Genomic DNA, 23,507 nt, shown 5'->3' with positions numbered 1-23,507 from the left:
CTTGCCAGGCCGGTCACGCGACTGACCGGACAATAAGAAAAGCAGACCCGCAGGGGGTAGGATGACCGCTTCGACCACGGAACCGGAAAAAGAAGCCAAGGGGCCGATGCTGGCCGCCGACGGCATGCCGCTGAAGAAGAGCCTGTCCCGGGCGCTGAGGGTGCAGAAGCTGCGCGCGCTGGCGCTGATCGCGCCGCTGCTGATCTTCGTGCTGGTGACCTTCATCGCGCCGATCGCCGACATGCTGTTCCGCTCGGTCGAGAACCAGATCGTCTCGGACACCCTGCCGCGCACGACGCGGCTGCTCAAGGAGTGGGACGGCGAGGGCCTGCCCTCCGAGCAGGTCTACGAGGCCGCCTTCTACGATTTCTTCCTTGCCGCCGAGCGCAAGCAGCACACCCGCCTCGGCTCGCGGCTGAACTACGAGCTGACCGGCGCCTCGTCGCTCTTCCGCAAGTCGGGCCGGGGGCTCAGCGATCTTGGCGAGCTCTACCAGGACCAGTTCAAGGATCTCGACAAGAACTGGGACGAGGCCGAGACCTGGGCCGAGCTGATGGGCTCGGAGGATTGGCTCGAGGCAGAGGGCGCCTGGAAGAAGGGCGAACGCCTGCCGAAGTTCGAGCTGCGCGAGGGCATGGACACGCTGCTGCCGCGCACCGCCGAGGAATACGAGGCCTTTGCCACCTTCACCCACCGCGAGGACCGCAAGTCGCTGCTGAAGGAAGAACCCTGGTCGGCGGTGCATGCCGCGCTCTACGAGGATCTCGCCGCGGGCGATCTGGGCAGCTACGCGGGCCCGCATTCGGATATGCTGATCGCCGCCGACAAGCTGGTGGACAGCCCCGAGTTCAAGTCGAAGACCTTCACCGAGGGCTTCGCCGAGATCGACAAGGACTGGGCCAAGCCGGAGATCTGGCGCACGCTCAAGCTCTACGCGCCGAAATACACCTCGGGCTACTTCCTCAACTCGGTCGACATGAAGCTGACGCCGGACGGGATCGAGAAGCGCCCGGCCAACGAGCGCATCTACCTCACGCTGTTCCAGCGCACCCTCTTCATGAGCTTCGTCATCACGCTGAGCTGCGTCCTGCTCGGCTACCCGGTGGCCTACATCCTGTCGAACCTGCCCTCGCGCAAGGCCAACCTGCTGATGATCCTCGTGCTGCTGCCGTTCTGGACCTCGCTGCTGGTGCGGACCTCGGCCTGGAAGATCATGCTGCAGCAGCAGGGCGTCATCAACGACGTGCTGGTCTGGGTCGGGCTGGTCGCCGACGACGGCCGCCTGACGATGATCAACAACCAGTTCGGCACGATCGTGGCGATGACCCACATCCTGCTGCCCTTCATGATCCTGCCGATGTACTCGGTGATGTCGACCATCCCGCCCAGCTACGTGCGCGCTTCCAAGTCGCTCGGCGCGACCAACTGGACGACCTTCTGGCGGGTCTACTTCCCGCAGTCGGTGCCGGGCATCGGCGCGGGCTCGATCCTCGTCTTCATCCTCGCCATCGGCTACTACATCACCCCCGAGATCGTCGGCGGCACCACCGGCACCTTCATCTCGAACCGGATCGCCTACCACATCTCGACCTCGCTGAACTGGGGGCTCGCGGCCGCGCTCGGCACGATCCTGCTGGCCGTGGTGCTGATCCTCTACTGGGCCTACGACCGCATCGTCGGCATCGACAACGTGAAGCTGGGGTAACGGACATGAGCGACGTCATTCTCACACCCGCCGTCAAGAAACCCCTCTCGCTGACCGTGCCGGTGGTTGCCGCCGCCGGGGCCTTCGCCGGCATCTTCATCGGCGCGGCCAATGGCTCGGTGCTGCTCGGCATCCTCGGCGGCGCGCTGGTCATGGCGCTCATCGCCCTGCTCGCCATGTCGATGTCCGAGGGGCGGGAGAAACCGCTGCGCTGGGGGATCCTCATCGTCTTCGCACTGCTCGGCTTCGTGTTCGGCGGCGTCTCGGGCGGGCTGGTCGGCCTGCTCTTCGGCTGGTTCTTCGGCTGGTTCACCTACTGGATCGGCTACGGGCGCTACCGCATGGCGCTGGTGCCCTACCTCACCCCGGGGCAGGTGCTCTGGCACTACACCTTCCGGGTGATCTGCGGCGCGATCTTCGTCTTCCTGATCACGCCGATCCTCGTGGTCATGCCGCTGTCGTTCAACGCGCAGGACTTCTTCACCTTCACCCCCGAGATGCTGCACTTCGACCCGGCAGGCTATTCGCTGAAGCATTACAGGGACTTCTTCACCAACCCCGAGTGGACCAGCGCGGTGAAGAACTCGCTGATCATCGCGCCGCTGGCGACGATCATCTCGGTCAGCCTCGGCACGCTCGCCGCCATCGGCCTGTCGCAGAGCCACGTTCCGGGCAAGCGCGCGATCATGGCCATCCTGATCTCGCCGATGATCGTGCCGCTGATCATCTCGGCCACCGGCATGTATTTCTTCTACTCGAAGATCAACATCGTCGGCACGATCTGGGGCGTGGTGCTGGCGCATGCGGTGCTGGGCATTCCCTTCGTGATCATCACCGTGACCGCGACGCTGGTCGGCTTCGACCGCAGTCTCGTGCGGGCGGCGGCGAACATGGGCGCGAACCCGGTAACCACCTTCTTCCGCGTGCAGATGCCGCTGATCCTGCCCGGGGTGATCTCCGGCGCGCTCTTCGCCTTCATCACCTCCTTCGACGAGGTGGTGGTCGTGCTGTTCATCGGCTCGGCCGAGCTGCAGACCCTGCCGTGGCAGATGTTCACCGGCCTGCGCGAGCAGCTCTCGCCGACCATCCTCGCCGCGGCGACGGTGCTGGTGGCGATCTCGATCCTGCTGCTGGCGACGGTCGAGATGCTGCGCCGCCGCTCCGAGCGCCTGCGGGGCCTCTCGCCAAGCTGACCGGGGGGTCGACACGTACCCGGGAAGAGCCGCGGAATTCCGCGGCTCTTCATCTTTCGGAAACCCCGGGGGGCGCATGATGCTGGGCGTATTGGCGTAGAACCCGGGTGGCCCTCCATGACCCAACACGATTCCCAGCTCATCGCGCAGACCCGCAACAGCACCGTCGGCGAGGTGCCGTTCGAGCTGAAGGACCTCTTCTTCTCGCGCACCGACACGCGGGGGGTGATCATCCACGGCAACAGCGTGTTCCGAAAAATCTCGGGCTACATGTGGGAAGAGCTGAAGGGCGCGCCGCACAAGCTCGTGCGCCATCCGGACATGCCCAAGGGGGTGTTCCAGCTCTACTGGGACAAGCTGAAGGCCGGGGATTACGTCGCCGCCTACGTCAAGAACAAGTCCAAGGACGGGCGCTATTACTGGGTGCTCGCCGTCGCCTGGCCGATCGAGGGCGGGTATATCTCGGTGCGGGTCAAGCCCTGCTGCGGGCTGCTCGAACAGGTCAAGGACATCTATGCCCGCCTGCGCGAGGCCGAGACGGCGCAGGGGGTGAACCCGGTGCGCAGCAAGGAGATGCTGCTGGCCGAGGTCATGCAGCTCGGCTTCACCTCCTACGAGGGGTTCATGACTGCCGCGCTGGCGCAGGAGCTCGAGGAGCGGGCGCGGCGCATGGGCGGAAAGCTTGGGCCGCGGCAGATGCGCTTCATGACCATGGCCAAGACCATCCTGCAGATCCGCGAAGAGACCGACCAGATGACCGAGATCATCAAGGCGATCCGTACGGTGCCGATGAACATGCGCATCCTCGCCTCGCGGCTGGAGAATGCCGGCGGGCCGATCAGCGCGATCTCGGTGAACTACGGCTCTATGCTGGACGAGATGGCGGCCTGGGTCCGCGGCTTCGTCGAGGGCGAGGACAGCACCTACATGCGCATGCTGACCACGATCCAGCAGGGACAGTTCCTCGTCTACGCGGGCAGCCTGCAGGCCGAGATGTCGGCGATCTTCCAGGAAGACGTGCGCCATGCCGCCGCCAAGGAGGACGTGATGCGCGACAAGGAGACGCTGATCGCCGAGGAGATCGCCTTCCAGAGGGCTGCGATCGACGCGCTCAAGGTGGTCGAGATTGAGGCGACGCGGCTCGGCCGCTCGGTGCTCGACATGAAGCGTTATGTCACCGGGCTCAGCTCCACCCGGATGATGTGCAAGATCGAAAGCGCGGCGCTCAGCGGCACCGGGGATTCGCTTGCTGGGATCGTCGATCAGCTCGATGCGGGGCAGGACGAGATCGAGGCGCGGCTGGCGCGGATCGTCGAGCTGAACACGGTGATCCAGTCCAACACCGCGATGCTGCGCGCGATGAGCTGACAGGCAAACGGCCCGCGCGATGCGCGGGCCGCTCTCGGGATGCGAAACCCGGGATTGGGGCAGGGCCCCGCACGACCGCTCAGGAGCGGACGAGCTTCTCGTAGGTCTCGGCGATGTCGCGGGTCAGCGCGCCGACCTCGAAGGTGTAGTCGCCGATCTGGCCCACCGGGGTCACTTCGGCAGCGGTGCCGGTCAGCCAGCACTGCTCGAAGCCTTCCAGCTCCTCGGGCAGGATGTGGCGCTCGTGCACGGTGATGCCCTTCTCCTTCAGCAGCCGGATCACCGTCTGACGGGTGAGGCCGTTGAGGAAGCAGTCGGGCGTCGGCGTGTGCACTTCGCCGTCCTTGACGAAGAAGATGTTGGCGCCGGTCGCCTCGGCCACGTAGCCGCGGTAGTCCATGAACAGCGCGTCCGAGCAGCCCTTGGCCTCGGCCGCGTGCTTTGACGTGGTGCAGATCATGTAAAGGCCCGCCGCCTTGGCGTGCACGGGGATCGTCTCGGGGCTCGGACGCTTCCATTTCGCGATGTCGAGCTTGGCGCCCTTCATCTTCGCGTCACCGTAGTAGTTGCCCCAGGCCCAGGCCGCGATCGCCAGGCGCACAGGGTTGCGCGCCGAGGCGACACCCATGTCCTGACCCGCGCCGCGCCACGCCACGGCGCGAACATAGGCGTTGGTGAAGCCATTGGCCTTCAGCACCGCGTCCTTGGCCGCGTCGATCTCCTCGACGGTGTAGGGGATCTTGAAGTCGAGCTCGCCGGCGGAGAAATGCAGCCGCTCCGAGTGCTCGCGCCCAAGGAAGATCTTGCCGTTGTAGGCCCGCTCCCCCTCGAAGACAGAGCTCGCGTAATGCAGCGCATGCGTCAGGATGTGTACCTTGGCATCCCGCCATTCCACCATCTGGCCATCCATCCAGATCTTGCCGTCGCGATCGTCGAAAGCTCCTTCCATGGGTATCTCCTTAACTTAGGCGCTTTGCATTAGTTGCGCTCGTTATGACCGCATCGGACATAATGTTGCGCAAAAACCTTCGACTCGCTAACAGTTCGCACTTGGAATGTCAACAACGCTGACTTAAAGTGCAGAAAACGAACTTAGAGGGTTCTATGGCGGACGCGTCGGCAAGTCAGGTTCTGGGTGGCGAGTCGCTGCTCTATCTGACGGATGAGCAGCTGCGGCAGGGGATCGAGGCGATGTTCTTCGCCTATCGCGGCTTCACCGCCGACCCGGACCGCATCCTGCAGGGGCTCAGCTACGGCCGCGCGCATCACCGGGCGATCCATTTCATCCATTGCGCGCCGGGCACCACGGTCAACAACCTGCTCAACATCCTCGGCGTCACCAAGCAGTCGCTGAACCGGGTGCTCCGCACGCTGGTCGAGGACGGGCTGGTCGAGAGCCGGGTCGGCCGCGCGGACAAGCGCGAGCGTCACCTCTTCCTCACCGAGTCGGGCGACGCGCTGGAAAAGCAGCTGTCGGACGCGCAGCGCGCCCGGATGCGCGCCGCCTATCGACAGGTCGGCCCCGAGGCGGTCGCGGGCTTCAAGCAGGTGCTCGAGGCGATGATGGATCCCGACATGCAGCGCCAGTACCAGAGGCTGCGGGAGCATCGCGGATGAGTGATCCCGACGCCCACCTGCTGATCGTCGACGACGACGAACGGATCCGCAGCCTGCTGCAGAAGTTCCTGATCCGGCACGGTTTCCTGGTCAGCGCCGCGCGCGACGCGGCGCATGCGCGGCGCCTCATGGCCGGGCTCGACTTCGACCTCATCGTGCTCGACGTGATGATGCCGGGCGAGGATGGCATCAGCCTCACCCGCGCCATCCGCGAGACCCGCCGCACGCCGATCATGCTGCTCACCGCCCGGGGCGAGACCGAGGACCGGATCACCGGGTTCGAGGCCGGGGCGGACGACTACCTGCCCAAGCCCTTCGAGCCGAAGGAGCTGCTGCTGCGGATCAACGCCATCCTGCGGCGGATGCCCGAGACCTCGGTCGCCGACGCGTTGCAGCCGAAGCTGCTGACGCTGGGTCCGATCCGCTACGACATCGAGCGCGGCGAGATGTGGCACGGCGACGATCTCGTGCGGCTCACCGCCACCGAAAGCCAGTTGATGCGGATCTTCTCGGCCAAGCCCGGGCAGGCGCTGAGCCGGACGCGCCTCGTCGAGGAGCTCGGGCGCGACAAGGGGCAGGCGCAGGAACGCGCCGTGGACGTGCAGATCACCCGCCTGCGCCGCAAGATCGAGAGCGACCCCAAGCAGCCGCGCTACCTGCAGACGGTGCGCGGCGCGGGGTACATGCTCGCGCCGGACTGACCGAAGCGGCCGGACCGATCGGGGCTTTCCGCCAAGGACCGGCTGTCCCCCTTGTCCGCCTTCGGGATTCGCGGTCTTCTGCGCGAAATGCGCAACCGGAGGAGGGCCGCGATGGGCACCGCGCTGATCACCCATGCCGACTGTCTCGACCATGTCACCCCCGAAGGGCACCCCGAGCAGGTCGCGCGTCTCGACCACGTGCTGCACGCGCTGCAGGGGCTGGACCTGCTGCGCATCGCCGCGCCGCGCTGCGAGGACCGGGACATCCTGCGCGTGCATCCGCAGTCCTATCTCGACCGGCTGATCGCGGCGCTGCCGGGCGAGGGGCACCACCGGCTCGACGAGGACACCTGGCTGTCGCCGGGCTCGCTCGAGGCGGCGCGGAGGGCGGTCGGCGGTGCCGTGCGCGCGGTGGACGCGGTGATGGCGAACGAGGTGCGCAGCGCCTTCTGCGCGACGCGCCCTCCCGGCCACCACGCCGAGGCCGAGACGCCGATGGGCTTCTGCCTTTTCGGCAATGCCGCCATCGCCGCCAGGCACGCGCTCGACCACCACGGGCTCGACCGCGTGGCGATCGTCGATTTCGACGTGCACCACGGCAACGGCACGCAAGCGCTGCTCTGGGATGAGCCGCGGGCGCTGCTGATCACCTCGCAGCAATACCCGCTCTGGCCCGGCACCGGCGCGGCGGACGAGACCGGCGGTCACGACAACGTGCTCAACCTGCCGCTTCCCCCGGGCTCCGGAGGGGCCGCGATGCGCGCCGCCTACGAGGGCCAGGCCTTCGCGCGGCTCGAGGCCTTCCAGCCAGAGCTGATCATCCTCTCCGCCGGTTTCGACGCCCATGCCGACGACCCGCTGGCCGAGCTCGAATGGACGGTCGAGGATTTCCGCTGGCTGACGCACGAGCTGTGCCGGATTGCGCAGGGCTCCGCACAGGGGCGGGTGGTCTCGGTTCTCGAAGGTGGTTATGATCTGCGCGCGCTCGCGGACTCGGCCCGGGCCCATGTAGAAGAATTGATCGAGGCAGGCAGATGACTGACACCCCCGTCGCGGAAATGAGCTTTGAACAGGCAATGGCAGAGCTCGAGCAGGTGGTGACCAAGCTCGAGCGCGGCGAGGTGCCGCTGGAGGAGTCGATCGCGCTCTACCAGCGCGGCAGCGACCTGCGCAAACATTGCGAGACCAAGCTCAAGGCCGCCGAGGAGAAGGTCGCCGCCATCACCCTCGATGCCAATGGAGAGCCGACGGGCACCAGGCCGGTCGAAGGGCTCTGATCCCCCATGTTCGCGCAATCCCTTGTGGGCGCGGCGGCGGCAGTCGCGGCGCATCTCGAAACCGTGCTCGCCGGGCACGCGGCGCTGCCGGTGGTCGAGGCCATGGGCTACGCGACCCGCGGCGGCAAGGCACTGCGCGGCTATCTCGTGCTGGAAAGCGCGCGGCTGCACGGCGTGCCCGAGGGCCACGCGATCTGGCCGGCCTGCGCGATCGAGGCCATCCACGCCTATTCGCTGGTGCATGACGACCTGCCCTGCATGGACGACGACGACCTGCGCCGCGGGTTGCCCACCGTCCACCGCAAGTGGGACGAGGCCACCGCGGTCCTTGCGGGCGACGCGCTGCAGGCGCTCGGCTTCGAGCTGGTGAGCGACCCGCGCTGCCACCCCTCGGGCGAGGTGCGCGCCGATCTCGCGCTGTCGCTGTCCCGCGCCGCGGGTGCGCGCGGCATGGTCATGGGGCAGGCGCTCGACATGGCCGCCGAGCGCAGCGACGTGCCGCTCGACCTCGCGCAGATCACCGCGCTGCAGGCGGGCAAGACCGGCGCGCTGATCCGCTGGTCCGCCGAGGCCGGCGCGCGGCTGGCCGAGGTCGATCCCGCGCCGCTCTCGGCCTATGCCGAGCGGCTCGGCCTCGCCTTCCAGATCGCCGACGACATCCTCGACGTCGAGGGTGACGCGGCGATGATGGGCAAGGCGGTGGGCAAGGACGCCGGGCGCGGCAAGGCCACCTTCGTGTCACTGCTCGGGCTGGACGCTGCGAAGCTGCGCGCGCGCGATCTGGTGGACGAGGCCTGCGACGCACTATCTCCCTATGCAGACCGGGCGGAAAACTTGCGGGCCGCAGCCCGCTTCGTTATCTCCCGCAGCAACTGACGCCAGAGGTGCACCCCATGTCCTCCCGCCCCGAGACACCTGTCCTCGACCGCGTGACCACGCCCGCCGATCTCAAGCGGCTCTCGGATGACGAGCTGATCCGTCTCGCCCATGAATTGCGGGCCGAGACCATTTCGGCTGTTTCCGAAACGGGCGGTCACCTCGGCGCGGGGCTCGGCGTGGTGGAACTGACCGTGGCGCTGCACGCGGTCTTCGACACGCCGCGCGACAAGCTGATCTGGGACGTCTCGCACCAGTGCTACCCGCACAAGATCCTCACCGGCCGCCGCGACCGCATCCGCACGCTGCGCATGAAGGACGGGCTTTCGGGTTTCGCGAAACGCTCCGAGAGCCCCTATGACCCGTTCGGCGCGGGCCACAGCTCGACCTCGATCAGCGCCGCGCTCGGCTTTGCCATGGCGCGCGAGCTGGGCGGCTCCTGCGACACCGGGCTCGGCGACGCCATCGCGGTGATCGGCGACGGCTCGATGTCGGCGGGCATGGCCTACGAGGCGATGAACAACGCCGGCCACCTCGGCAAGCGGCTGATCGTCATCCTCAACGACAACGAGATGTCGATCGCGCCGCCGACCGGCGCCATGTCCTCCTATCTCAGCCGGCTCTACGCCGAGGCGCCGTTCCACGACCTCAAGGCCGCGGCCAAGGGCGCCGTCAGCCTGCTGCCGCCGCCGCTGCGCGAGGGCGCCAAGCGCGCCAAGGACGTGCTGAAGTCGATGACCGTGGGCGGCACGCTCTTCGAGGAGCTGGGCTTCTCCTACGTCGGCCCGATCGACGGGCATGACCTGCACCAGCTGCTGCCGGTGCTGCGTACGGTCAAGGCGCGGGCCACCGGGCCGATCCTGATCCACGTGCTCACCAAGAAGGGCAAGGGCTACGCCCCGGCCGAGGATTCCGCCGACCGCGGACATGCCCGCGGCAAGTTCGACGTGGTCACCGGCGAGCAGAAGAAGGCGCCCTCCAACGCGCCCTCCTACACCAAGGTCTTCGCCAAGACCCTGACGCAGCTCGCCGCCGCCGACCCGCGCATCTGCGCGGTGACCGCGGCCATGCCCGATGGCACGGGGCTCGATCTCATGGCCGAGCGCTTCCCGGGTCGCGTCTTCGACGTGGGCATCGCCGAGCAGCACGGGGTGACCTTCTCCGCCGGTCTCGCGGCGGGCGGGCTGAAACCCTTCTGCGCGATGTATTCGACCTTCCTGCAGCGCGGCTACGACCAGGTGGTGCATGACGTGGCGATCCAGCGCCTGCCGGTGCGCTTCGCCATCGACCGCGCCGGGCTCGTCGGCGCCGACGGCGCCACCCATGCCGGCGCCTTCGACATCGCCTTCATGGCCAACCTGCCGGGCATGGTGGTCATGGCCGCCGCCGACGAGGCTGAGCTCGTGCACATGGTTGCCACTGCCGCCGCGCATGACGAGGGGCCCATCGCCTTCCGCTACCCGCGCGGCGAGGGGGGCGGCGTCGAGATGCCCGAGACGCCCCAGGTCCTGCCGATCGGCAAGGGGCGGATGATCCGCGAAGGCAAGCGCGTCGCCATCCTCAGCTTCGGCACCCGCCTGTCGGAAGTGCTGAAGGCCTGCGAAAAGCTCGAGGCGCGGGGCATCTCGCCCACCGTCGCCGACGCGCGCTTCGCCAAGCCGCTCGACCGCGAGCTGGTCCTGAAACTCGCCGCGGATCACGAGGTTCTGGTCACCATCGAGGAGGGCGCGGTCGGCGGCTTCGGCAGCCATGTCGCGCAGCTTCTCTCGGACGAGGGCGTCTTCGACCACGGGCTGAAGTTCCGCTCCATGGTGCTGCCCGACACGTTCATCGACCACGCCAGCCCCGACGACATGTACGCCGCGGCGGGCCTCGATGCCGAGCATATCGAGCAAAAGGTCCTCGCTGCCCTCGGCGTCGACGTGCTGAACCGCCGGGCCTGACACCGCCCGCGCCTTCTTCTCTTTCCAAATACGCCGGGGGAGTCCGCGCCAGCGGACGGGGGCGGAGCCCCCTCCGGCGGTGCCGCCACAAAGCAACCCTTGCCCCGCGGGGCCCGAGCCGCTAGGACGCGCCCCACACCGGTCGCAGCCTACCCGGTCATCAAAACAAGGGTTCACATATGAAGACTATCGTCATCTGCTCCGGCGGGCTGGATTCCGTCTCGCTCGCCCACATGGTCGCGGCACGGCACGACCTCACCCGCCTCGTCTCCTTCGACTACGGCCAGCGCCACGCCAAGGAACTGGACTTCGCCAGGGCCGCCGCCGAGCGGCTCGGCGTGCCGTTCCAGCGCATCGACATGCGCGGCATCGGCGCCGCGCTCACCGGCTCGGCGCTGACCTCGGACATCGACGTGCCCGACGGGCATTACGCCGAGGAGACCATGCGCATCACCGTGGTCCCCAACCGCAACGCCATCATGCTCGCCATCGCCTTCGGTGTCGCCGCCGCCAATGGCGACGAGGCGGTCGCCACCGCCGTGCATGGCGGGGACCATTTCATCTATCCAGACTGCCGCCCCGGCTTCACCCGCGCCTTCGAGACCATGCAGCGCCACGCGCTCGAGGGCTACGCCGAGGTCGCGCTCTACACGCCCTTCGTCGAGCGCACCAAGGCCGATATCGTCATCGAGGGGGCCCGGCACGGCACGCCCTTCGAGAAGACATGGTCCTGCTACAAGGGCGGCGAGATCCACTGCGGCTGCTGCGGCACCTGCGTCGAGCGGCGCGAGGCCTTCCACCTCGCGGGCATCGAGGATCCCACCGCCTATGCCGATCCCGACTTCTGGGTGCAGGCCGTGGCGAACCGGGAGATCGCCTGATGTTCCGGATCAGCAAGGAGTTCCACTTCTCCGCCTCGCACCAGCTGACGCACCTGCCGGGCGATCACCAATGCGCCCGGATGCATGGGCACAACTATGTGGTTGTCGTGGAACTGGCGGCGCGCGAGCTCAACGCCGACGGCTTCGTGCGCGACTACCACGAGCTGGCGCCGCTCAAGGCCTATATCGACGACTGCTTCGACCACCGGCACCTCAACGAGGTGCTGAACGTCGCCTCGACCGCCGAGAACCTCGCGCTGCATTTCTACCAGTGGTGCGCCGCGCGCTGGCCCGAGACGACCTCGGTCAGGGTGAGCGAGACGCCGAAGACCTGGGCCGAGTACCGGCCCGAGCCGCTGGCGGCCTGACATGGTGCTGCGCATAGCCGAGATCTTCGGCCCGACGATCCAGGGCGAGGGCGCGCTGATCGGCGAGCCGACCGTCTTCGTGCGCGCCGGGGGCTGCGACTACCGCTGCTCCTGGTGCGACAGCCTGCACGCCGTGGACAGCGCCTTCCGCCACACCTGGGCGCCGATGTCCGACGCCGATGTCTGGGCAGAGGTGACGCGGCTCTCGGGCGGACGGCCGATCACCGTCTCGCTCAGCGGCGGCAACCCGGCGATCCAGGACTTCGGCCCGCTCATCGAGATCGGCCGGGCGGACGGCTACCGCTTTGCCTGCGAGACGCAGGGCTCGGTGGCGCGGCCGTGGTTCGGGCGGCTCGACACGCTGGTGCTGAGCCCAAAGCCGCCCTCGAGCGGCGAGACGGTGGACTGGGACATCTTCGCGGGTTGCGTCGCGGCGGGGCAGGGCGCGCGGCAGGTGGTGATGAAGATCGTGATCTTCGACGCGGCCGACTACGCCTGGGCGAAGGATGCCCATGCCCGCTTTCCGGATCTGCCGCTCTACCTGCAGCCCGGCAACCCCGAGGTCGATCCCGAGGTGCCGGTCGATCCGCAGAGGCTTGCCGACCGGCTGCTCTGGCTCACCGAGACCGCCACGGGCGACGGCTGGTTCGCCCCCCGCATCCTGCCGCAGCTGCACGTGCTCCTCTGGGGCAACAAGCGCGGCGTCTGAAATCCCATTTCCGGAGATCCCGAAATGACCGAAAGCATCTATAGCAGCCTCAAGCAGCTTGGCGGCGCCACCGTGCTGCCCACCTCGCCCGAAGAAGCCGAACTCGAGCGCGTGCCGAACCCGCAGGCCGATGTCGCCTACAACGTCCGCTTCACCGCGCCCGAGTTCACCTCGCTCTGCCCGATGACCGGCCAGCCCGACTTCGCGCACCTGGTGATCGACTACGTGCCGGGGCAATGGCTGGTCGAGAGCAAGTCGCTGAAGCTCTACCTCGGCTCGTTCCGCAACCATGGCGCCTTCCACGAGGATTGCACGATCTCGATCGCGCGACGGCTGGCGGCGTTCCTCGAGCCGCAATGGTTGCGCATCGGCGGCTACTGGTACCCGCGCGGCGGCATCCCGATCGACGTGTTCTGGCAGACCGGCCCGATGCCCGAAGGCGTCTGGATCCCCGACCAGGGCGTGCCCCCCTACCGCGGGCGCGGCTGACGGGCCGGGAGGAGGAGGGGGCTCTGTCCCCGCCCGCCTCCGGCGGACTCCCCCGGGATATTCTCGACATGCGGAAGATGGGGGCGCGGTGCTTTTGCCGAGCCGTCTTGTGCCGGAGGGCGCCTAGCCTTCGTCGCGCAGCAGCGCCGCGAGCCCGGCGCGGTAGTCGGGGTAGAGCAGCGTCACGCCCAGCTCTTCCTTGATGCGGTCGTTCCGCACGCGCTTGTTCTCGGCGTAGAAGCTGCGCGCCATCGGGGTCATCTCGGCCTCGTCGAAAGCCACCTCGGGCGGCGGCGGCAGTCCCAGAAGGCGGGCGGCGTGCTCGAGCACCACCTCGGGCGGCGCAGGGTCGTCGTCGCAGAGGTTGTAGACCGCGCCGGGGCGGGGCTGGCGGATCGACGCCTCGAGCACCTGCGCGATGTCCTCGACATGGATGCGGCTGAACACCTGGCCCGGTTTCACGATGCGCCGGGCGGTGCCCTGCCGGACCTTCTCGAAGGGGCCGCGCCCGGGGCCGTAGATCCCGGCAAGACGGAAGATGTGCAGCGGCAGACCGGCGATCGCCTGCCAGTCCGTCTCGGCCTCGGCCCTTGCCCGGCCGCGCTCGGTGCTCGGCGCGAGCGGCGTCTCCTCGTCCACCCAGCCGCCGGCGTGATCGCCGTAGACCCCGGTGGTCGAAAGGTAGCCGACCCAGTCGAGCTGCGCCGCGCGGGCAGCAATTGCGGGGCCGATCTCGGCCAGCGCGGGATCGCCTGCGCCCTGCGGCCCGGCGGAGACGAGCACGTGGCTTGCCTCTGCGAGCGCCGCCTCGAGCGCGTCCTTCTGCCAGAGCACGGGCTCGACGCCCTGCGCGGCGAGCCCGTCCGCGCGGGCGGGATCGCGATGGGTGCCGAGCACGCGCCAGCCCTGCGGCAGCAGGCGGCGGGCGAGGGCGGCGGCGGAATATCCGTATCCGAGGCAGAGAAGCACTGTCATGCCGCGCAACCTGCGGCGGGCGGGAGCGATTGGCAAGCCCGCGCGCACCGGCGCTCTTCCGCTCATGTACGATCGTGGAGGATAGGCCAAGACGATCGGCCGGAGTATCAGGTCCTATCAGAGGCTACTTGGAATTCGGAATGTCCCGAAAGACCGAAATAACCCGGCGCGCCTGCCTGTCACTTTTTCTGCTGCCGCTGGCCGCCTGCGCCGTGCAACAGGAAGAGTCGCTCGAGGTGACGCGCTACGACCCGCCGCTCTACCCGAACGAGACTCCGGAGCTGCGCGCGTCGATCAACCGATGGTCTGATTTCTACGACGTGCCGCGGCGGCTGGTGCACCGCCTGGCGATCCGCGAGAGCACCCATACCCCCGAGGCGCGCAACGGTCCCTATTACGGGCTGCTGCAGATCCTCCCCGCCACCGCCCGCACCATGGGCTTCCGTGGCACGCCGGGCGAGCTGCTCGATGCGGACACCAACCTCCAGTACGGCGTGAAATACCTGCGCGGCGCCTGGCTGCTGTCGGATGGCAATCCCGACGCGGCGATCGGGCTCTACGCCAAGGGTTACTACTACGAGGCCAAGCGGCGCGGCATGCTGGTCGAGACCGGCTTGCGTCGGGGCTGAGCCTCAGCGCTCCAGAAGGGCAAGCAGCTGCGCCTCGGCGCGGCGCAGCCCGGGCCGGTCGGGGGCGCGCGCGAGCTCCGGCGGCAGCCCTTCCTCGGCAAGCGCGATCACCTTCGGATGGATATAGGAGCTGCGCGCCACGGCGGGCGTGTTGGCGAGCCGTTCCGCCGCCGCCTCTGCCATCCCCCTGATGCTGACCGTTTCCGCGCGGATCGCGGCCTCGAGCGCCGCGACGCTGCCGTTCCAGGTGCGGAATGTCTTGGCGGTCAGCTCGGGGTTGCCGGTGCGCTCGGCGAGCCAGCGGTTGACCTCGTCCGAGCGCAGCGCATGGGCCGTGCCATTCGCATCGAGCCAGGCGATCAGCTCCTTGCCGGGAAGATCGCCGAGCCGGGTCAGCGCGCGCTGCAGCGTGCGGTCGCGCAGCTGCCGGTGGACGCGCTTGCCGCCCTTGGCCGGAAAGCGCAGGTGCAGCACCTCGCCATCGAGCTTCAGATGTGTTCGGCGCAGCGTGGTCGCGCCGTAGCTGCCATTCTCGAGCGCGTAATCGGCGTTGCCGACGCGCAGCCCGGCGCGGTCGAGCAGGGCGAGCGTGGCGGCGAGGGCGAAGCCCTTGTCGCCGGGCTCTCGGGCGCGGAGCTGGGTGAGAATGCTGCGGCGAAGGCCGGGCAGCGCCTCGCCGAACTCGGCGAGATGACCGTATTTCCGTTCTGCCCGAAATGCCGTCCAGTCGGGGTGATAGCGGTATTGCTTGCGATCGCGCGCGTCGCGCCCGGTGGCCTGCAGGTGGCCGTCGGGGCGCGGGCAGATCCACACCTGCTCGTAGGCCGGCGGCACGGCCAGCGCCCGTATCCGGGCACGCTCCTCGGCCGCGTCGATGCGCGTGCCGTCGGGGGCGATGTAGGAAAAGCCGCGCCCGCAGCGCCGCCTCAGGATGCCGGGGCGGCTGTCGGGGTAGTAGACGAGGTCGGGGTGCGGTGTCATGCCTGCGAACGCGGCGGCGCGCGGGCGGGTTCCGCCGCCGCCCTGCACCGGTTCAGGCCATGCCGCGACGACTTGAACCCGTCACATCTTCCTGCCACGCTGGCCGGCAAAATAGCGGAAGGAGCCGCAGATGCAGGACATGCAGGCGAAGTTGCAGATCGTATCCCCCGAGGCCCCGGCACCGGAGCTTTTCGATACCGCCGAGGCGGCGGTCGAGCGGCTGTGCATGCTCTATTCGCAGGCCGCGGAGTTCCTGAAGGACCGGTTCCTGTCCTCGATGGTCGAGGGTCACCCCGGTGTCCGCTACCGTGCCTTCTACCCCGAGGTGCGGATCACCACCACGAGCTTTGCCAAGGTCGACAGCCGGCTCAGCTTCGGCCACGTCTCGGCGCCCGGCACCCATGCCACCTCGATCACCCGGCCGGACCTGTTTCGGCAGTACCTGAAACAGCAGATCGGCCTGCTCATCGAGAACCACGGCGTGCCGGTGCAGGTGGGCCTGTCGGCGACGCCCATGCCGGTGCATTTCGCCGTGTCCAACTTTCCCGAGCTGACCGTGCCGCAGGAGGGGGCGGCGCAGTTCATCCTGCGCGACGTCTTCGACGTGCCGGACCTCGGCAGCACCAATGACGACATCGTCAACGGCGTGGCCAAGCCCGCGCCCGACGGGGCAGAGCCGCTGGCGCCCTTCACCGCGCAGCGCGTGGACTATTCGCTGGCGCGGCTGGCGCACTACACCGCGACCGACCCGGCGCATTTCCAGAACCACGTGCTCTTCACCAACTACCAGTTCTACGTCAGCGAGTTCGAGGCCTATGCCCGCGCCCAGCTGGCGAAGCCCGAGAGCGGCTACGTGTCCTTCGTGTCCACGGGAAATGTCGAAATCACCTCGGCGGACACCGAGATCCCGCTCAGCGCGAAGATGCCGCAGATGCCGACCTACCACCTCAAGCGCAAGGACGGCTCGGGGATCACGCTGGTCAATATCGGGGTGGGGCCGTCGAACGCCAAGACGGCGACCGACCACATCGCGGTGCTGCGCCCGCATGCCTGGCTGATGGTCGGGCATTGCGCCGGGCTGCGCAACTCGCAGAGCCTTGGCGATTTCGTTCTGGCCCATGCATACCTGCGCGAGGACAAGGTGCTGGACGACGACCTGCCGGTCTGGGTGCCGATCCCGGCGCTCGCCGAGATCCAGGTGGCGCTCGAGGACGCGGTCGAGGAGGAGACGCAGCTTTCGGGGTATGACCTCAAGCGGGTCATGCGCACGGGCACCGTCGCCTCGGTCGACAACCGCAACTGGGAGCTGCGCGACCAGAGCGGACCGGTGCAGCGCCTGAGCCAGTGCCGCGCCGTGGCGCTGGACATGGAGAGCGCGACGATCGCCGCCAACGGCTTCCGCTTCCGGGTGCCCTACGGCACGTTGCTCTGCGTCAGCGACAAGCCGCTGCACGGAGAATTGAAACTGCCCGGCATGGCCTCCGATTTCTACAAGACTCAGGTGGCGCGTCACCTGATGATCGGGATAAGAGCCATGGAACATCTCCGTTCGATGCCCCTCGAGAGGATCCACAGCCGCAAATTGCGTAGCTTCGACGAAACAGCCTTCCTGTGACTTGGCAGTTTACAGCGCAATTCGCGTAGATTTCTCTTGCAATAAGCCACTATTCGTTGTGTTTCGACTCTACATAGAGTTAAGTGACCTCAATGGGGCCCAAGTACTCGGGCAGTTCAAGGAGACCATGAAATGGCGAAGCCGATGACCAAAACCCAACTCGTGGCCGCTCTGGCGGAAGAGATGGGTGCCGACAAGAAGACCGCGTCGACCGCTCTGGAAGCGATCACCGACATCATCACCAAGGAAGTTGCAGGCGGCGGCGCCGTGACTCTCCCGGGCGTTGGCAAGATCTACTGCCGTGAGCGTCCCGAGCGCATGGTGCGCAACCCCGCCACCGGCGAGCAGTTCAAGAAAGAGGCCGACAAGGTGGTCAAGATGACCATCGCGAAGGCGCTGAAGGACAGCGTTAACGGCTGATCTTTCCTGCTCGCGTGAGCACAGGGCCGCGGTTACGCGGCCCTTTTTTATTGTTTTACAGGTATTTAAAGGTCTGACAGGCGGGTGATCTGCCGGCCGTCGGCGTCGAAGTTCGCCGGATCGAGCCAGGCCTCGAAACGCGCGCGCAGGCGCGGCCACTCGGCATCGAGGATCGAGAACCACGCGGTGTCGCGGTTGCGGCCCTTGGTCACCACGGCTTGCCGGAAGGTGCCCTCGTAGGTGAAGCCGAGCCGCTCTGCCGCCTTGCGCGACGGTGCGTTGAGCGCGTCGCACTTCCACTCGTAGCGGCGATAGCCCAGCTCGTCGAAGGCGCGCCTCATCATCAGGTACATCGCTTCGGTGGCCGCCGGGCTGCGTTGCAGCAGGGGGCTGAAATGGATGTGCCCGACCTCGATCACGCCGTTGGCCGGGTCGATCCGAAGGTAGGAAGCGATTCCCACCGGCGTGCCATCCGGCGTGCAGAGCGTGTGGAAGAGCGGATCCGTGCTTTCGGCGCAGCGGGTTAACCACTCCTCCGCGGCGGCGAGGTCAGGCAGCGGCTCGCCCGGCAGGTAGGTCCAGTTGGCGCCGCTGCCGTCTTTCTCGAAGGCCTCGAAGAGCGCGGCGGCGTGGTCCGCGCGCGTCGGCTCGAGGGTCACGAAGCGGCCCGTCATCGGGCTGCGCGGGGGCAGCGGTCGGGGGAAACTCCCGTCGACGGGCAGCCCGATGGGCTGCCCGTGGGCGTTCATGCGGTGTCCGGTCATCTCAGCCGAAGACCGTTCCCAGCGCGCCGTCCACGGCCTCGACGATCTGGTCGATGTCGTCCTTGGTGGCGATGAGTGCCGGGGCGAAGCACAGCGTGTTGTTGTAGCCGGGGATCGAGCGGTTGGTCATGCCGATGATGACGCCGCGATTGTTGACCTCGGCGACCACGGCAGCGGTGCGCTTCTCGTCCATCGGCTCGCGGGTGGCGCGGTCGGTCACCAGCTCGGCGCCGAGGAAGAGGCCCTTGCCGCGCGCCTCGCCGACGACCGCGTGCCTGTCCTTCAGCGCCTCGAGCTGCCCGAGCATGTACTCGCCCATCGCCGTGGTGTTCTCGAGCAGGTTCTCGTCCTCGATGATGCGCATGTTCTCCAGCGCGGCAGCGGGGCCGGCGGTGCAGCCGCCGAAGGTCGAGATGTCGCGGAAGTAGTTCATCGGATCGGTTGCATCGTCCTTGAACAGGTCGAAGACGCGCTCGTTGGTGACGCAGCAGGCGATCGCCGCGTAGCCAGAGGCGACGCCCTTGGCCATGGTCACGAAATCGGGCTCGACGCCGTAGTGCTGGTAGCCGAACCAGGTGCCGGTCCGGCCGACGCCGCAGACCACCTCGTCGATGTGCAGCAGCACGTCGTACTTGCGGCAGATTTCCTGCACGCGCTGCCAGTAGCCGGCCGGGGGCACGATCACGCCGCCGCCCGCGGTCACCGGCTCGAGGCAGATGGCGCCGACGGTGTCGGGGCCCTCGCGCAGGATCACCTCCTCGATGGCATCCGCCGCGCGCTGGCCATAGGCCTCGCCCGAGAGGTCGCCCCAGCCCTGGTCACCGGCGCGGTACTCGAGGCAATGCGGCACCGACACGAAGCCCGGCGCGAAGGGGCCGTATTGGGCGTTGCGCTCGAGCTGGCCACCGGCCGACAGGGCGCCGATGGTGGTGCCGTGGTAGTCGCGCTCGCGGTAGAGGATCTTGTGCTTCTTGCCGCCGTAGCGCTTGTGCGCGATCTGGCGGACCATCTTGAAGGCCTTCTCGTTCGCCTCGGAGCCCGAGTTGCAATAGTAGACGCGGCTCATGCCCGGCATCTTCGAGATCAGCTTCTCGGCGAACAGCGCGCCGGGGATCGAGCCCGCGGCACCGGCGTAGTAGTTCAGCTTCATCAGCTGCGCCGAGATCGCGTCGACGATGGTCTTGCGGCCGTAGCCGACGTTCACCGTCCAAACCGCGCCCGAGACCGCGTCGAGCTGCTCGCGGCCGGTCTGGTCCCAGACGCGCATGCCCTTGCCCTCGACGATGATCTTGGGGTCGTTCGTCTCGAACTGCTTGTGCTGCACGAGGTGGTGCCAGACGTGGGCCTTGTCGGCTTCGACCACGTGGCTGAGATCGTTCTGGGTGAGGGTGCCGTCCATGGAAGCTCTCCTGAAATCCGGGCGCCGCGACGGGCGCAAAGGCGTGACTCCGCGATGCGGGATGCTAGCACATGTGCCAGAAGAGGCGCGAAGTCTTAGTGCCAGAATGCGGGTTGATATAGGGCCAGATTGCCAGCCCATGGGGCCATTCCGGCGCTTCGGCCAGCAACCGCGGGGCATTCCCGGGCGCCAGTGCCCGGGGATTGGGCAGCTTACCTTGCTGCCCCCCGGGTAACTGCCGTTTCTGCGGGCATTGCCCATTGATCGGGCGTGTCTTTTCAAGTCCGATCTAGGCTGAGCCAGGCACGCCAAAGTGCCGGCCATGCACAAGCCCCGCGACACAGGACGGGGCGGCGAAACGGGAGTGACAAGATGACGATCAAGAAGACCCTGATGGGTGCGGCGGGCGCCGCGGCGCTTCTGGCCGGGATGGCGAGCGCCGAGACGGTCACCGTGGGCTATTTCCTCGAGTGGCCCATGCCCTTCGAATACGCCAAGGCGACCGGCATGTACGAAGAGGTCATGGGCACCGAGATCAACTGGGTGAGCTTCGACACCGGCACGGCAATGTCGGCGGCGATGGCCTCGGGCGACGTGCAGCTGTCGGTGAGCCAGGGCGTGCCGCCCTTCGTGGTCGCGACCTCGGCCGGGCAGGACCTGCAGGCGCTCGACGTGGCGGTGAGCTACGCCGACAACGACAACTGCGTCGTGCGCTCCGAGCTCGAGATCGACAAGGACAGTGCCTCGGAACTGGCGGGCAAGAAGGTCGCCGTGCCGCTCGGCACCGCGGCGCATTACGGGTTCCTCAAGCAGATGGACCACTTCGGCGTCGACCTCGCCAGCCTCGAGATCGTCGACATGGCCCCGCCGGACGGTGCTGCCGCCATCGCGCAGGGCGCGGTCGACATGGCCTGCGGCTGGGGCGGCTCGCTGCGCCGGATGAAGGAGCACGGCAACGTGCTGCTGACCGGCGCCGAGAAGGAAGAGCTGGGCATCCTCGTCTTCGACGTGACCTCCGGCCCGGCCTCCTGGGTGGCCGAGCACTCGGACCTCGTCGCCGCCTTCCTGAAGGTGACCGCCGATGCCAACGCTATGTGGGCCGACGAGGCGAACCAGGCCAAGATGCTGCCGGTGATCGCCAAGGACGCGGGCATGGACGAGGCGGCGACCGCCGAGACCATGGCGACCTTCGTCTTCCCGACGGCGGAAGAGCAGCTCTCGGGCAAGTGGCTCGGCGGCGGCGCGGGCGACTTCATGAAGGGCGTGGCGGATGTCTTTGTCGCGGCGGGCTCGATCGACGCGGCGCTCGACAGCTACGCCGACCACGTGAACACCGGGCCGCTCGCCGCGGCGGGCTCGATGTAAGCTCCGGCGCTTCGGATCCCGGCGGCGGGGGGCTGCCGCCGGGGTCTTCGCATCAGAACGACACAGGGGGGCATACCCCCGGGACCGCGGTGCAGGGCCGCGAAAGGCGGAACATGAGCGGACTATCGATCCAGAACCTCTCCATGCGCTTCGATCTGCCGAACGGCAGCTCGGTGCAGGCGCTGAAGGACGTCTCGCTGGACCTCGCGCAGGGCGAGCTGTTGTCGGTGCTGGGCCCTTCGGGCTGCGGCAAGACGACCTTGCTCAACATCGTCGCGGGCTTCCTCGCGCCCACCGAGGGCAAGATCATCCTGGGTGGCCACGAGGTGCGCGGCCCGGCCGCCGAGCGGGGCATGGTGTTCCAGCAGGGCGCGCTCTTCGAATGGATGAACGTGCGCGACAACGTCAGCTTCGGCCCGCGCATGGCCGGGCGGCGCGCGCGCGACTACGGGCCGACCGTCGATCACCTGCTCGAGGTGGTGGGGCTGCGCGACTTCAAGGAAAAGGCGGTCTACGAGCTTTCGGGCGGCATGCAGCAGCGCGTGGCGCTGGCCCGCTGCCTTGCCAACGATCCCGACGTGATCCTCATGGACGAGCCGCTGGGGGCGCTCGACGCGCTCACGCGCGAGAAGATGCAGAGCCTCGTGCTGAAGCTCTGGAAGGAGACCGGCAAGACCATCATCCTGATCACCCACTCGGTCGAGGAAGCGCTGCTCCTGGGCGAGCGGCTGCTGGTCATGGCGCCGCGCCCGGGCCGCATCCACCGCGAGTACCGTTTGCCCTTTGCCGACCTCGGCGCCGGGCAGGACCTGCGCGCGGTCAAGAAGCACCCCGACTTCGCCTCGACGCGCGAGGAGATCCTCGGGATGATCTGGGACATGGAGGAAGAGATCATGGGCCGCAGCGAGATCGCGGGGGCCGCATCATGATCGTCTTTGCCCTCTACATCGCCATCTTCGTGGTGAGCTGGGTGCTGGTGCGGCTGCTGGTGCACCGCGCGCTCAACGACTTCGTCGCGCGCAAGACGGTGACCTTCGGCGACGAGAGCGCGGTACGCCCGAGCCGGATCGCCAGCGTGATCTCGATCCTGACGATATTTCTGCTCTGGGGCGCCTTCACCGGCTCGCACTGGGTGCCGTCCTTCCTGCACGCGCCGGGGCCCTTCGTGGGCGATGCCAGCTTCACCTACACCGCCGAGGCCGAGGGCGTCGCGCCCGACGAGGCCACGGTGACCGTGCGGGTCTTCCCGGTCGGGGCGGAAAGCGCCGATCCCGAGGTCGCGCCCGGCGAGGGCTGGGCGAAGAACGACGCCGCCAGCGTCGGCGCGTGGCGCTCGGGGCTGCTGCGGGTGGACGAGAACGACGAATATGGCCGCGATCAGGGTCACACCATCGTTGCGGTCAACGGTCAGCCGATCGCGCCGGGCAGCTCGGTGGAAACCGACTATGGCCGTGTCGGCATGTCGCCCAAGGGCACGCTCAACTTCGAGCCCGCCAAGGGCTGGCAGATGGAGCCGATCTGGCTGCCCGCGCCCGAGGCGGTGGTGGCGCGGCTGGTCGAGATTGCCCGCGACGGCTACCGCGACAGCACGCTCTGGGAACATCTCGGCTGGTCGCTCTTCCGGGTGATCGCGGGCTTCTTCTTCGGCGCGCTGATCGGCATTCCGCTTGGCTACGCCATGGGGCTTTCCGACTGGTTCCGCGGCTGGTTCGACCCGATCGTCGAGTTCATGCGCCCGGTGCCGCCGCTGGCGCTCATTCCGCTGGTGATCATCTGGGCGGGCATCGGCGAAACGGGCAAGATCATCCTGCTCTTCCTCGCGGCGCTCTGGATCATGGCCATCGCGGCGCGCTCGGGGGTCTCGGGGGTGAAGATCTCGAAGGTCCACGCGGCCTATTCGCTCGGGGCGTCGAAGGTGCAGATCCTGCGCCACGTGATCATCCCGAACTCGCTGCCCGACATCTTCACCGGCGCGCGGGTGGCGATGGGGGTCTGCTGGGGCACCGTCGTGGCCGCCGAGCTGGTGGCGGCCGAGAAGGGCGCCGGCATGATGATCATGGTCGCCTCGAAGTTCCAGCTGACCGACATCGTGATCATGGGGATCATCCTCATCGGGGTGATCGGCTTCGGCATCGACATGCTGATGCGCCTCGCCGAGCGCAAGCTGGTGCCCTGGAAGGGGCGCGGCTGAGAGGGGCAGGGCCGGAAAATCGGGGCCGGAACAGCAGAGGG

General features: G+C 67.9%; 24 protein-coding genes. 19 read left to right on the top strand and 5 right to left on the bottom strand.

The features are described 5' to 3' along the window. Positions 1 to 61: 61 nt before the first annotated feature. The 3 genes from PVT71_RS03265 (at position 62) to PVT71_RS03255 (ending at position 4,266) form a co-directional block, all read left to right on the top strand. Positions 62 to 1,705, top strand: a complete 1,644-nt coding sequence (locus PVT71_RS03265; RefSeq protein ID WP_353473064.1) for an ABC transporter permease — start codon at positions 62 to 64, stop codon at positions 1,703 to 1,705. 5 nt (positions 1,706 to 1,710) lie between these two features. Next, positions 1,711 to 2,898 carry an ABC transporter permease gene (locus PVT71_RS03260; RefSeq protein ID WP_353473063.1) on the top strand — a complete coding sequence of 396 codons (1,188 nt, stop codon included), beginning with the start codon at positions 1,711 to 1,713 and terminating at the stop codon, positions 2,896 to 2,898. A gap of 117 nt (positions 2,899 to 3,015) precedes the next feature. Continuing rightward, positions 3,016 to 4,266: a PAS domain-containing protein gene (locus tag PVT71_RS03255; protein WP_353473062.1), complete on the top strand. Its 1,251-nt coding sequence runs from the start codon at positions 3,016 to 3,018 to the stop codon at positions 4,264 to 4,266. A gap of 79 nt (positions 4,267 to 4,345) precedes the next feature. Here the strand turns inward: PVT71_RS03255 and PVT71_RS03250 are convergent, their stop codons facing one another. After that, positions 4,346 to 5,215: a branched-chain amino acid aminotransferase gene (locus PVT71_RS03250; RefSeq protein WP_353473061.1), complete on the bottom strand. Its 870-nt coding sequence runs from the start codon at positions 5,213 to 5,215 to the stop codon at positions 4,346 to 4,348. Between the two features lie 155 nt (positions 5,216 to 5,370). Here PVT71_RS03250 and PVT71_RS03245 point away from each other — a divergent pair, with 155 nt between their 5' ends. The 10 genes from PVT71_RS03245 to queF all read left to right on the top strand — a co-directional run bounded on the left by PVT71_RS03245 (position 5,371) and on the right by queF (position 13,127). Next, positions 5,371 to 5,883, top strand: a complete 513-nt coding sequence (locus tag PVT71_RS03245) for a MarR family transcriptional regulator (RefSeq protein WP_353473060.1) — start codon at positions 5,371 to 5,373, stop codon at positions 5,881 to 5,883. Beyond that, positions 5,880 to 6,584 carry a response regulator gene (locus tag PVT71_RS03240; RefSeq protein ID WP_353473059.1) on the top strand — a complete coding sequence of 235 codons (705 nt, stop codon included), beginning with the start codon at positions 5,880 to 5,882 and terminating at the stop codon, positions 6,582 to 6,584. Before PVT71_RS03245 ends, PVT71_RS03240 begins: the two co-directional genes overlap by 4 nt. Positions 6,585 to 6,695: 111 nt before the next feature. Beyond that, a complete protein-coding gene (locus PVT71_RS03235) occupies positions 6,696 to 7,622 on the top strand; it encodes a histone deacetylase family protein (RefSeq protein ID WP_353473058.1) in 927 nt (308 codons plus the stop codon). Then, positions 7,619 to 7,861, top strand: a complete 243-nt coding sequence (locus PVT71_RS03230) for an exodeoxyribonuclease VII small subunit (protein ID WP_353473057.1) — start codon at positions 7,619 to 7,621, stop codon at positions 7,859 to 7,861. Before PVT71_RS03235 ends, PVT71_RS03230 begins: the two co-directional genes overlap by 4 nt. Positions 7,862 to 7,867: 6 nt before the next feature. Continuing rightward, positions 7,868 to 8,737 (top strand): polyprenyl synthetase family protein, encoded by an 870-nt coding sequence (locus tag PVT71_RS03225; protein WP_353473056.1) that lies wholly within the window; start codon positions 7,868 to 7,870, stop codon positions 8,735 to 8,737. A 17-nt stretch (positions 8,738 to 8,754) separates the two neighbouring features. Continuing rightward, on the top strand, positions 8,755 to 10,680 hold the full coding sequence (gene dxs / locus PVT71_RS03220; protein ID WP_353473055.1) for a 1-deoxy-D-xylulose-5-phosphate synthase: 1,926 nt from the start codon (positions 8,755 to 8,757) through the stop codon (positions 10,678 to 10,680). A 179-nt stretch (positions 10,681 to 10,859) separates the two neighbouring features. After that, positions 10,860 to 11,561, top strand: coding sequence for a 7-cyano-7-deazaguanine synthase QueC (queC, locus tag PVT71_RS03215; RefSeq protein WP_353473054.1), 702 nt, complete (start codon positions 10,860 to 10,862; stop codon positions 11,559 to 11,561). Further along, positions 11,561 to 11,929 (top strand): 6-carboxytetrahydropterin synthase QueD, encoded by a 369-nt coding sequence (queD, locus tag PVT71_RS03210; protein WP_353473053.1) that lies wholly within the window; start codon positions 11,561 to 11,563, stop codon positions 11,927 to 11,929. Before queC ends, queD begins: the two co-directional genes overlap by 1 nt. Before the next feature lies 1 nt (position 11,930). Continuing rightward, the gene (gene queE / locus PVT71_RS03205) at positions 11,931 to 12,638 is read left to right on the top strand and encodes a 7-carboxy-7-deazaguanine synthase QueE (protein ID WP_353473052.1); all 708 of its coding nucleotides are present in this window, start codon (positions 11,931 to 11,933) and stop codon (positions 12,636 to 12,638) included. Between the two features lie 24 nt (positions 12,639 to 12,662). Beyond that, positions 12,663 to 13,127 (top strand): preQ(1) synthase, encoded by a 465-nt coding sequence (gene queF, locus PVT71_RS03200; protein ID WP_353473051.1) that lies wholly within the window; start codon positions 12,663 to 12,665, stop codon positions 13,125 to 13,127. 123 nt (positions 13,128 to 13,250) lie between these two features. Here queF and PVT71_RS03195 read toward each other — a convergent pair whose 3' ends face one another. Continuing rightward, positions 13,251 to 14,102, bottom strand: coding sequence for an SDR family oxidoreductase (locus tag PVT71_RS03195; RefSeq protein WP_353473050.1), 852 nt, complete (start codon positions 14,100 to 14,102; stop codon positions 13,251 to 13,253). Between the two features lie 140 nt (positions 14,103 to 14,242). On the opposite strand from PVT71_RS03195, the gene PVT71_RS03190 reads away from it, so the two are divergent. After that, entirely contained in the window at positions 14,243 to 14,731 is a 489-nt protein-coding gene (locus PVT71_RS03190) for a lytic transglycosylase domain-containing protein (RefSeq protein WP_353473049.1), read from the top strand. Between the two features lie 3 nt (positions 14,732 to 14,734). On the opposite strand, the gene PVT71_RS03185 is transcribed toward PVT71_RS03190, so the two are convergent. Then, the gene (locus tag PVT71_RS03185; protein WP_353473048.1) at positions 14,735 to 15,712 is read right to left on the bottom strand and encodes a DNA topoisomerase IB; all 978 of its coding nucleotides are present in this window, start codon (positions 15,710 to 15,712) and stop codon (positions 14,735 to 14,737) included. 130 nt (positions 15,713 to 15,842) lie between these two features. Here PVT71_RS03185 and PVT71_RS03180 point away from each other — a divergent pair, with 130 nt between their 5' ends. Both PVT71_RS03180 and PVT71_RS03175 read left to right on the top strand, forming a co-directional pair. Further along, complete coding sequence (locus PVT71_RS03180) at positions 15,843 to 17,327, top strand: AMP nucleosidase (RefSeq protein ID WP_353473047.1); 1,485 nt, start codon at positions 15,843 to 15,845, stop codon at positions 17,325 to 17,327. 132 nt (positions 17,328 to 17,459) lie between these two features. After that, the gene (locus tag PVT71_RS03175; protein WP_095881830.1) at positions 17,460 to 17,747 is read left to right on the top strand and encodes an HU family DNA-binding protein; all 288 of its coding nucleotides are present in this window, start codon (positions 17,460 to 17,462) and stop codon (positions 17,745 to 17,747) included. A 65-nt stretch (positions 17,748 to 17,812) separates the two neighbouring features. Here PVT71_RS03175 and PVT71_RS03170 read toward each other — a convergent pair whose 3' ends face one another. Continuing rightward, positions 17,813 to 18,511 (bottom strand): GNAT family protein, encoded by a 699-nt coding sequence (locus PVT71_RS03170; RefSeq protein WP_353473046.1) that lies wholly within the window; start codon positions 18,509 to 18,511, stop codon positions 17,813 to 17,815. Position 18,512: 1 nt separating this feature from the next. After that, on the bottom strand, positions 18,513 to 19,910 hold the full coding sequence (locus PVT71_RS03165; RefSeq protein WP_353473045.1) for an aminotransferase class III-fold pyridoxal phosphate-dependent enzyme: 1,398 nt from the start codon (positions 19,908 to 19,910) through the stop codon (positions 18,513 to 18,515). 372 nt (positions 19,911 to 20,282) lie between these two features. On the opposite strand from PVT71_RS03165, the gene PVT71_RS03160 reads away from it, so the two are divergent. The 3 genes from PVT71_RS03160 to PVT71_RS03150 all read left to right on the top strand — a co-directional run bounded on the left by PVT71_RS03160 (position 20,283) and on the right by PVT71_RS03150 (position 23,466). Next, complete coding sequence (locus tag PVT71_RS03160) at positions 20,283 to 21,275, top strand: ABC transporter substrate-binding protein (RefSeq protein ID WP_353473044.1); 993 nt, start codon at positions 20,283 to 20,285, stop codon at positions 21,273 to 21,275. A 113-nt stretch (positions 21,276 to 21,388) separates the two neighbouring features. Further along, positions 21,389 to 22,204: an ABC transporter ATP-binding protein gene (locus tag PVT71_RS03155; RefSeq protein WP_353473043.1), complete on the top strand. Its 816-nt coding sequence runs from the start codon at positions 21,389 to 21,391 to the stop codon at positions 22,202 to 22,204. After that, positions 22,201 to 23,466 carry an ABC transporter permease subunit gene (locus PVT71_RS03150; RefSeq protein WP_353473042.1) on the top strand — a complete coding sequence of 422 codons (1,266 nt, stop codon included), beginning with the start codon at positions 22,201 to 22,203 and terminating at the stop codon, positions 23,464 to 23,466. Before PVT71_RS03155 ends, PVT71_RS03150 begins: the two co-directional genes overlap by 4 nt. Positions 23,467 to 23,507: the final 41 nt, after the last annotated feature.

The organism is Salipiger sp. H15, assembly GCF_040409955.1.
Lineage (GTDB): Bacteria > Pseudomonadota > Alphaproteobacteria > Rhodobacterales > Rhodobacteraceae > Salipiger.
This window is presented reverse-complemented; position numbering and strand designations above follow the sequence as displayed.

Excerpts from the sequence above, each read along its gene's own strand:
- PVT71_RS03250 (WP_353473061.1), bottom strand. The coding sequence starts at position 5,215 with ATGGAAGGAGCTTTCGACGATCGCGACGGCAAGATCTGGATGGATGGC.
- PVT71_RS03150 (WP_353473042.1), top strand. The coding sequence starts at position 22,201 with ATGATCGTCTTTGCCCTCTACATCGCCATCTTCGTGGTGAGCTGGGTG.
- PVT71_RS03255 (WP_353473062.1), top strand. The coding sequence starts at position 3,016 with ATGACCCAACACGATTCCCAGCTCATCGCGCAGACCCGCAACAGCACC.
- PVT71_RS03240 (WP_353473059.1), top strand. The coding sequence starts at position 5,880 with ATGAGTGATCCCGACGCCCACCTGCTGATCGTCGACGACGACGAACGG.
- PVT71_RS03175 (WP_095881830.1), top strand. The coding sequence starts at position 17,460 with ATGGCGAAGCCGATGACCAAAACCCAACTCGTGGCCGCTCTGGCGGAA.
- queE (WP_353473052.1), top strand. The coding sequence starts at position 11,931 with ATGGTGCTGCGCATAGCCGAGATCTTCGGCCCGACGATCCAGGGCGAG.
- dxs (WP_353473055.1), top strand. The coding sequence starts at position 8,755 with ATGTCCTCCCGCCCCGAGACACCTGTCCTCGACCGCGTGACCACGCCC.
- PVT71_RS03190 (WP_353473049.1), top strand. The coding sequence starts at position 14,243 with ATGTCCCGAAAGACCGAAATAACCCGGCGCGCCTGCCTGTCACTTTTT.
- PVT71_RS03155 (WP_353473043.1), top strand. The coding sequence starts at position 21,389 with ATGAGCGGACTATCGATCCAGAACCTCTCCATGCGCTTCGATCTGCCG.
- PVT71_RS03185 (WP_353473048.1), bottom strand. The coding sequence starts at position 15,712 with ATGACACCGCACCCCGACCTCGTCTACTACCCCGACAGCCGCCCCGGC.
- PVT71_RS03165 (WP_353473045.1), bottom strand. The coding sequence starts at position 19,910 with ATGGACGGCACCCTCACCCAGAACGATCTCAGCCACGTGGTCGAAGCC.
- queF (WP_353473051.1), top strand. The coding sequence starts at position 12,663 with ATGACCGAAAGCATCTATAGCAGCCTCAAGCAGCTTGGCGGCGCCACC.
- PVT71_RS03160 (WP_353473044.1), top strand. The coding sequence starts at position 20,283 with ATGACGATCAAGAAGACCCTGATGGGTGCGGCGGGCGCCGCGGCGCTT.
- PVT71_RS03195 (WP_353473050.1), bottom strand. The coding sequence starts at position 14,102 with ATGACAGTGCTTCTCTGCCTCGGATACGGATATTCCGCCGCCGCCCTC.
- PVT71_RS03180 (WP_353473047.1), top strand. The coding sequence starts at position 15,843 with ATGCAGGACATGCAGGCGAAGTTGCAGATCGTATCCCCCGAGGCCCCG.
- PVT71_RS03245 (WP_353473060.1), top strand. The coding sequence starts at position 5,371 with ATGGCGGACGCGTCGGCAAGTCAGGTTCTGGGTGGCGAGTCGCTGCTC.
- PVT71_RS03230 (WP_353473057.1), top strand. The coding sequence starts at position 7,619 with ATGACTGACACCCCCGTCGCGGAAATGAGCTTTGAACAGGCAATGGCA.
- PVT71_RS03265 (WP_353473064.1), top strand. The coding sequence starts at position 62 with ATGACCGCTTCGACCACGGAACCGGAAAAAGAAGCCAAGGGGCCGATG.
- PVT71_RS03225 (WP_353473056.1), top strand. The coding sequence starts at position 7,868 with ATGTTCGCGCAATCCCTTGTGGGCGCGGCGGCGGCAGTCGCGGCGCAT.
- queD (WP_353473053.1), top strand. The coding sequence starts at position 11,561 with ATGTTCCGGATCAGCAAGGAGTTCCACTTCTCCGCCTCGCACCAGCTG.
- queC (WP_353473054.1), top strand. The coding sequence starts at position 10,860 with ATGAAGACTATCGTCATCTGCTCCGGCGGGCTGGATTCCGTCTCGCTC.
- PVT71_RS03235 (WP_353473058.1), top strand. The coding sequence starts at position 6,696 with ATGGGCACCGCGCTGATCACCCATGCCGACTGTCTCGACCATGTCACC.
- PVT71_RS03170 (WP_353473046.1), bottom strand. The coding sequence starts at position 18,511 with ATGACCGGACACCGCATGAACGCCCACGGGCAGCCCATCGGGCTGCCC.
- PVT71_RS03260 (WP_353473063.1), top strand. The coding sequence starts at position 1,711 with ATGAGCGACGTCATTCTCACACCCGCCGTCAAGAAACCCCTCTCGCTG.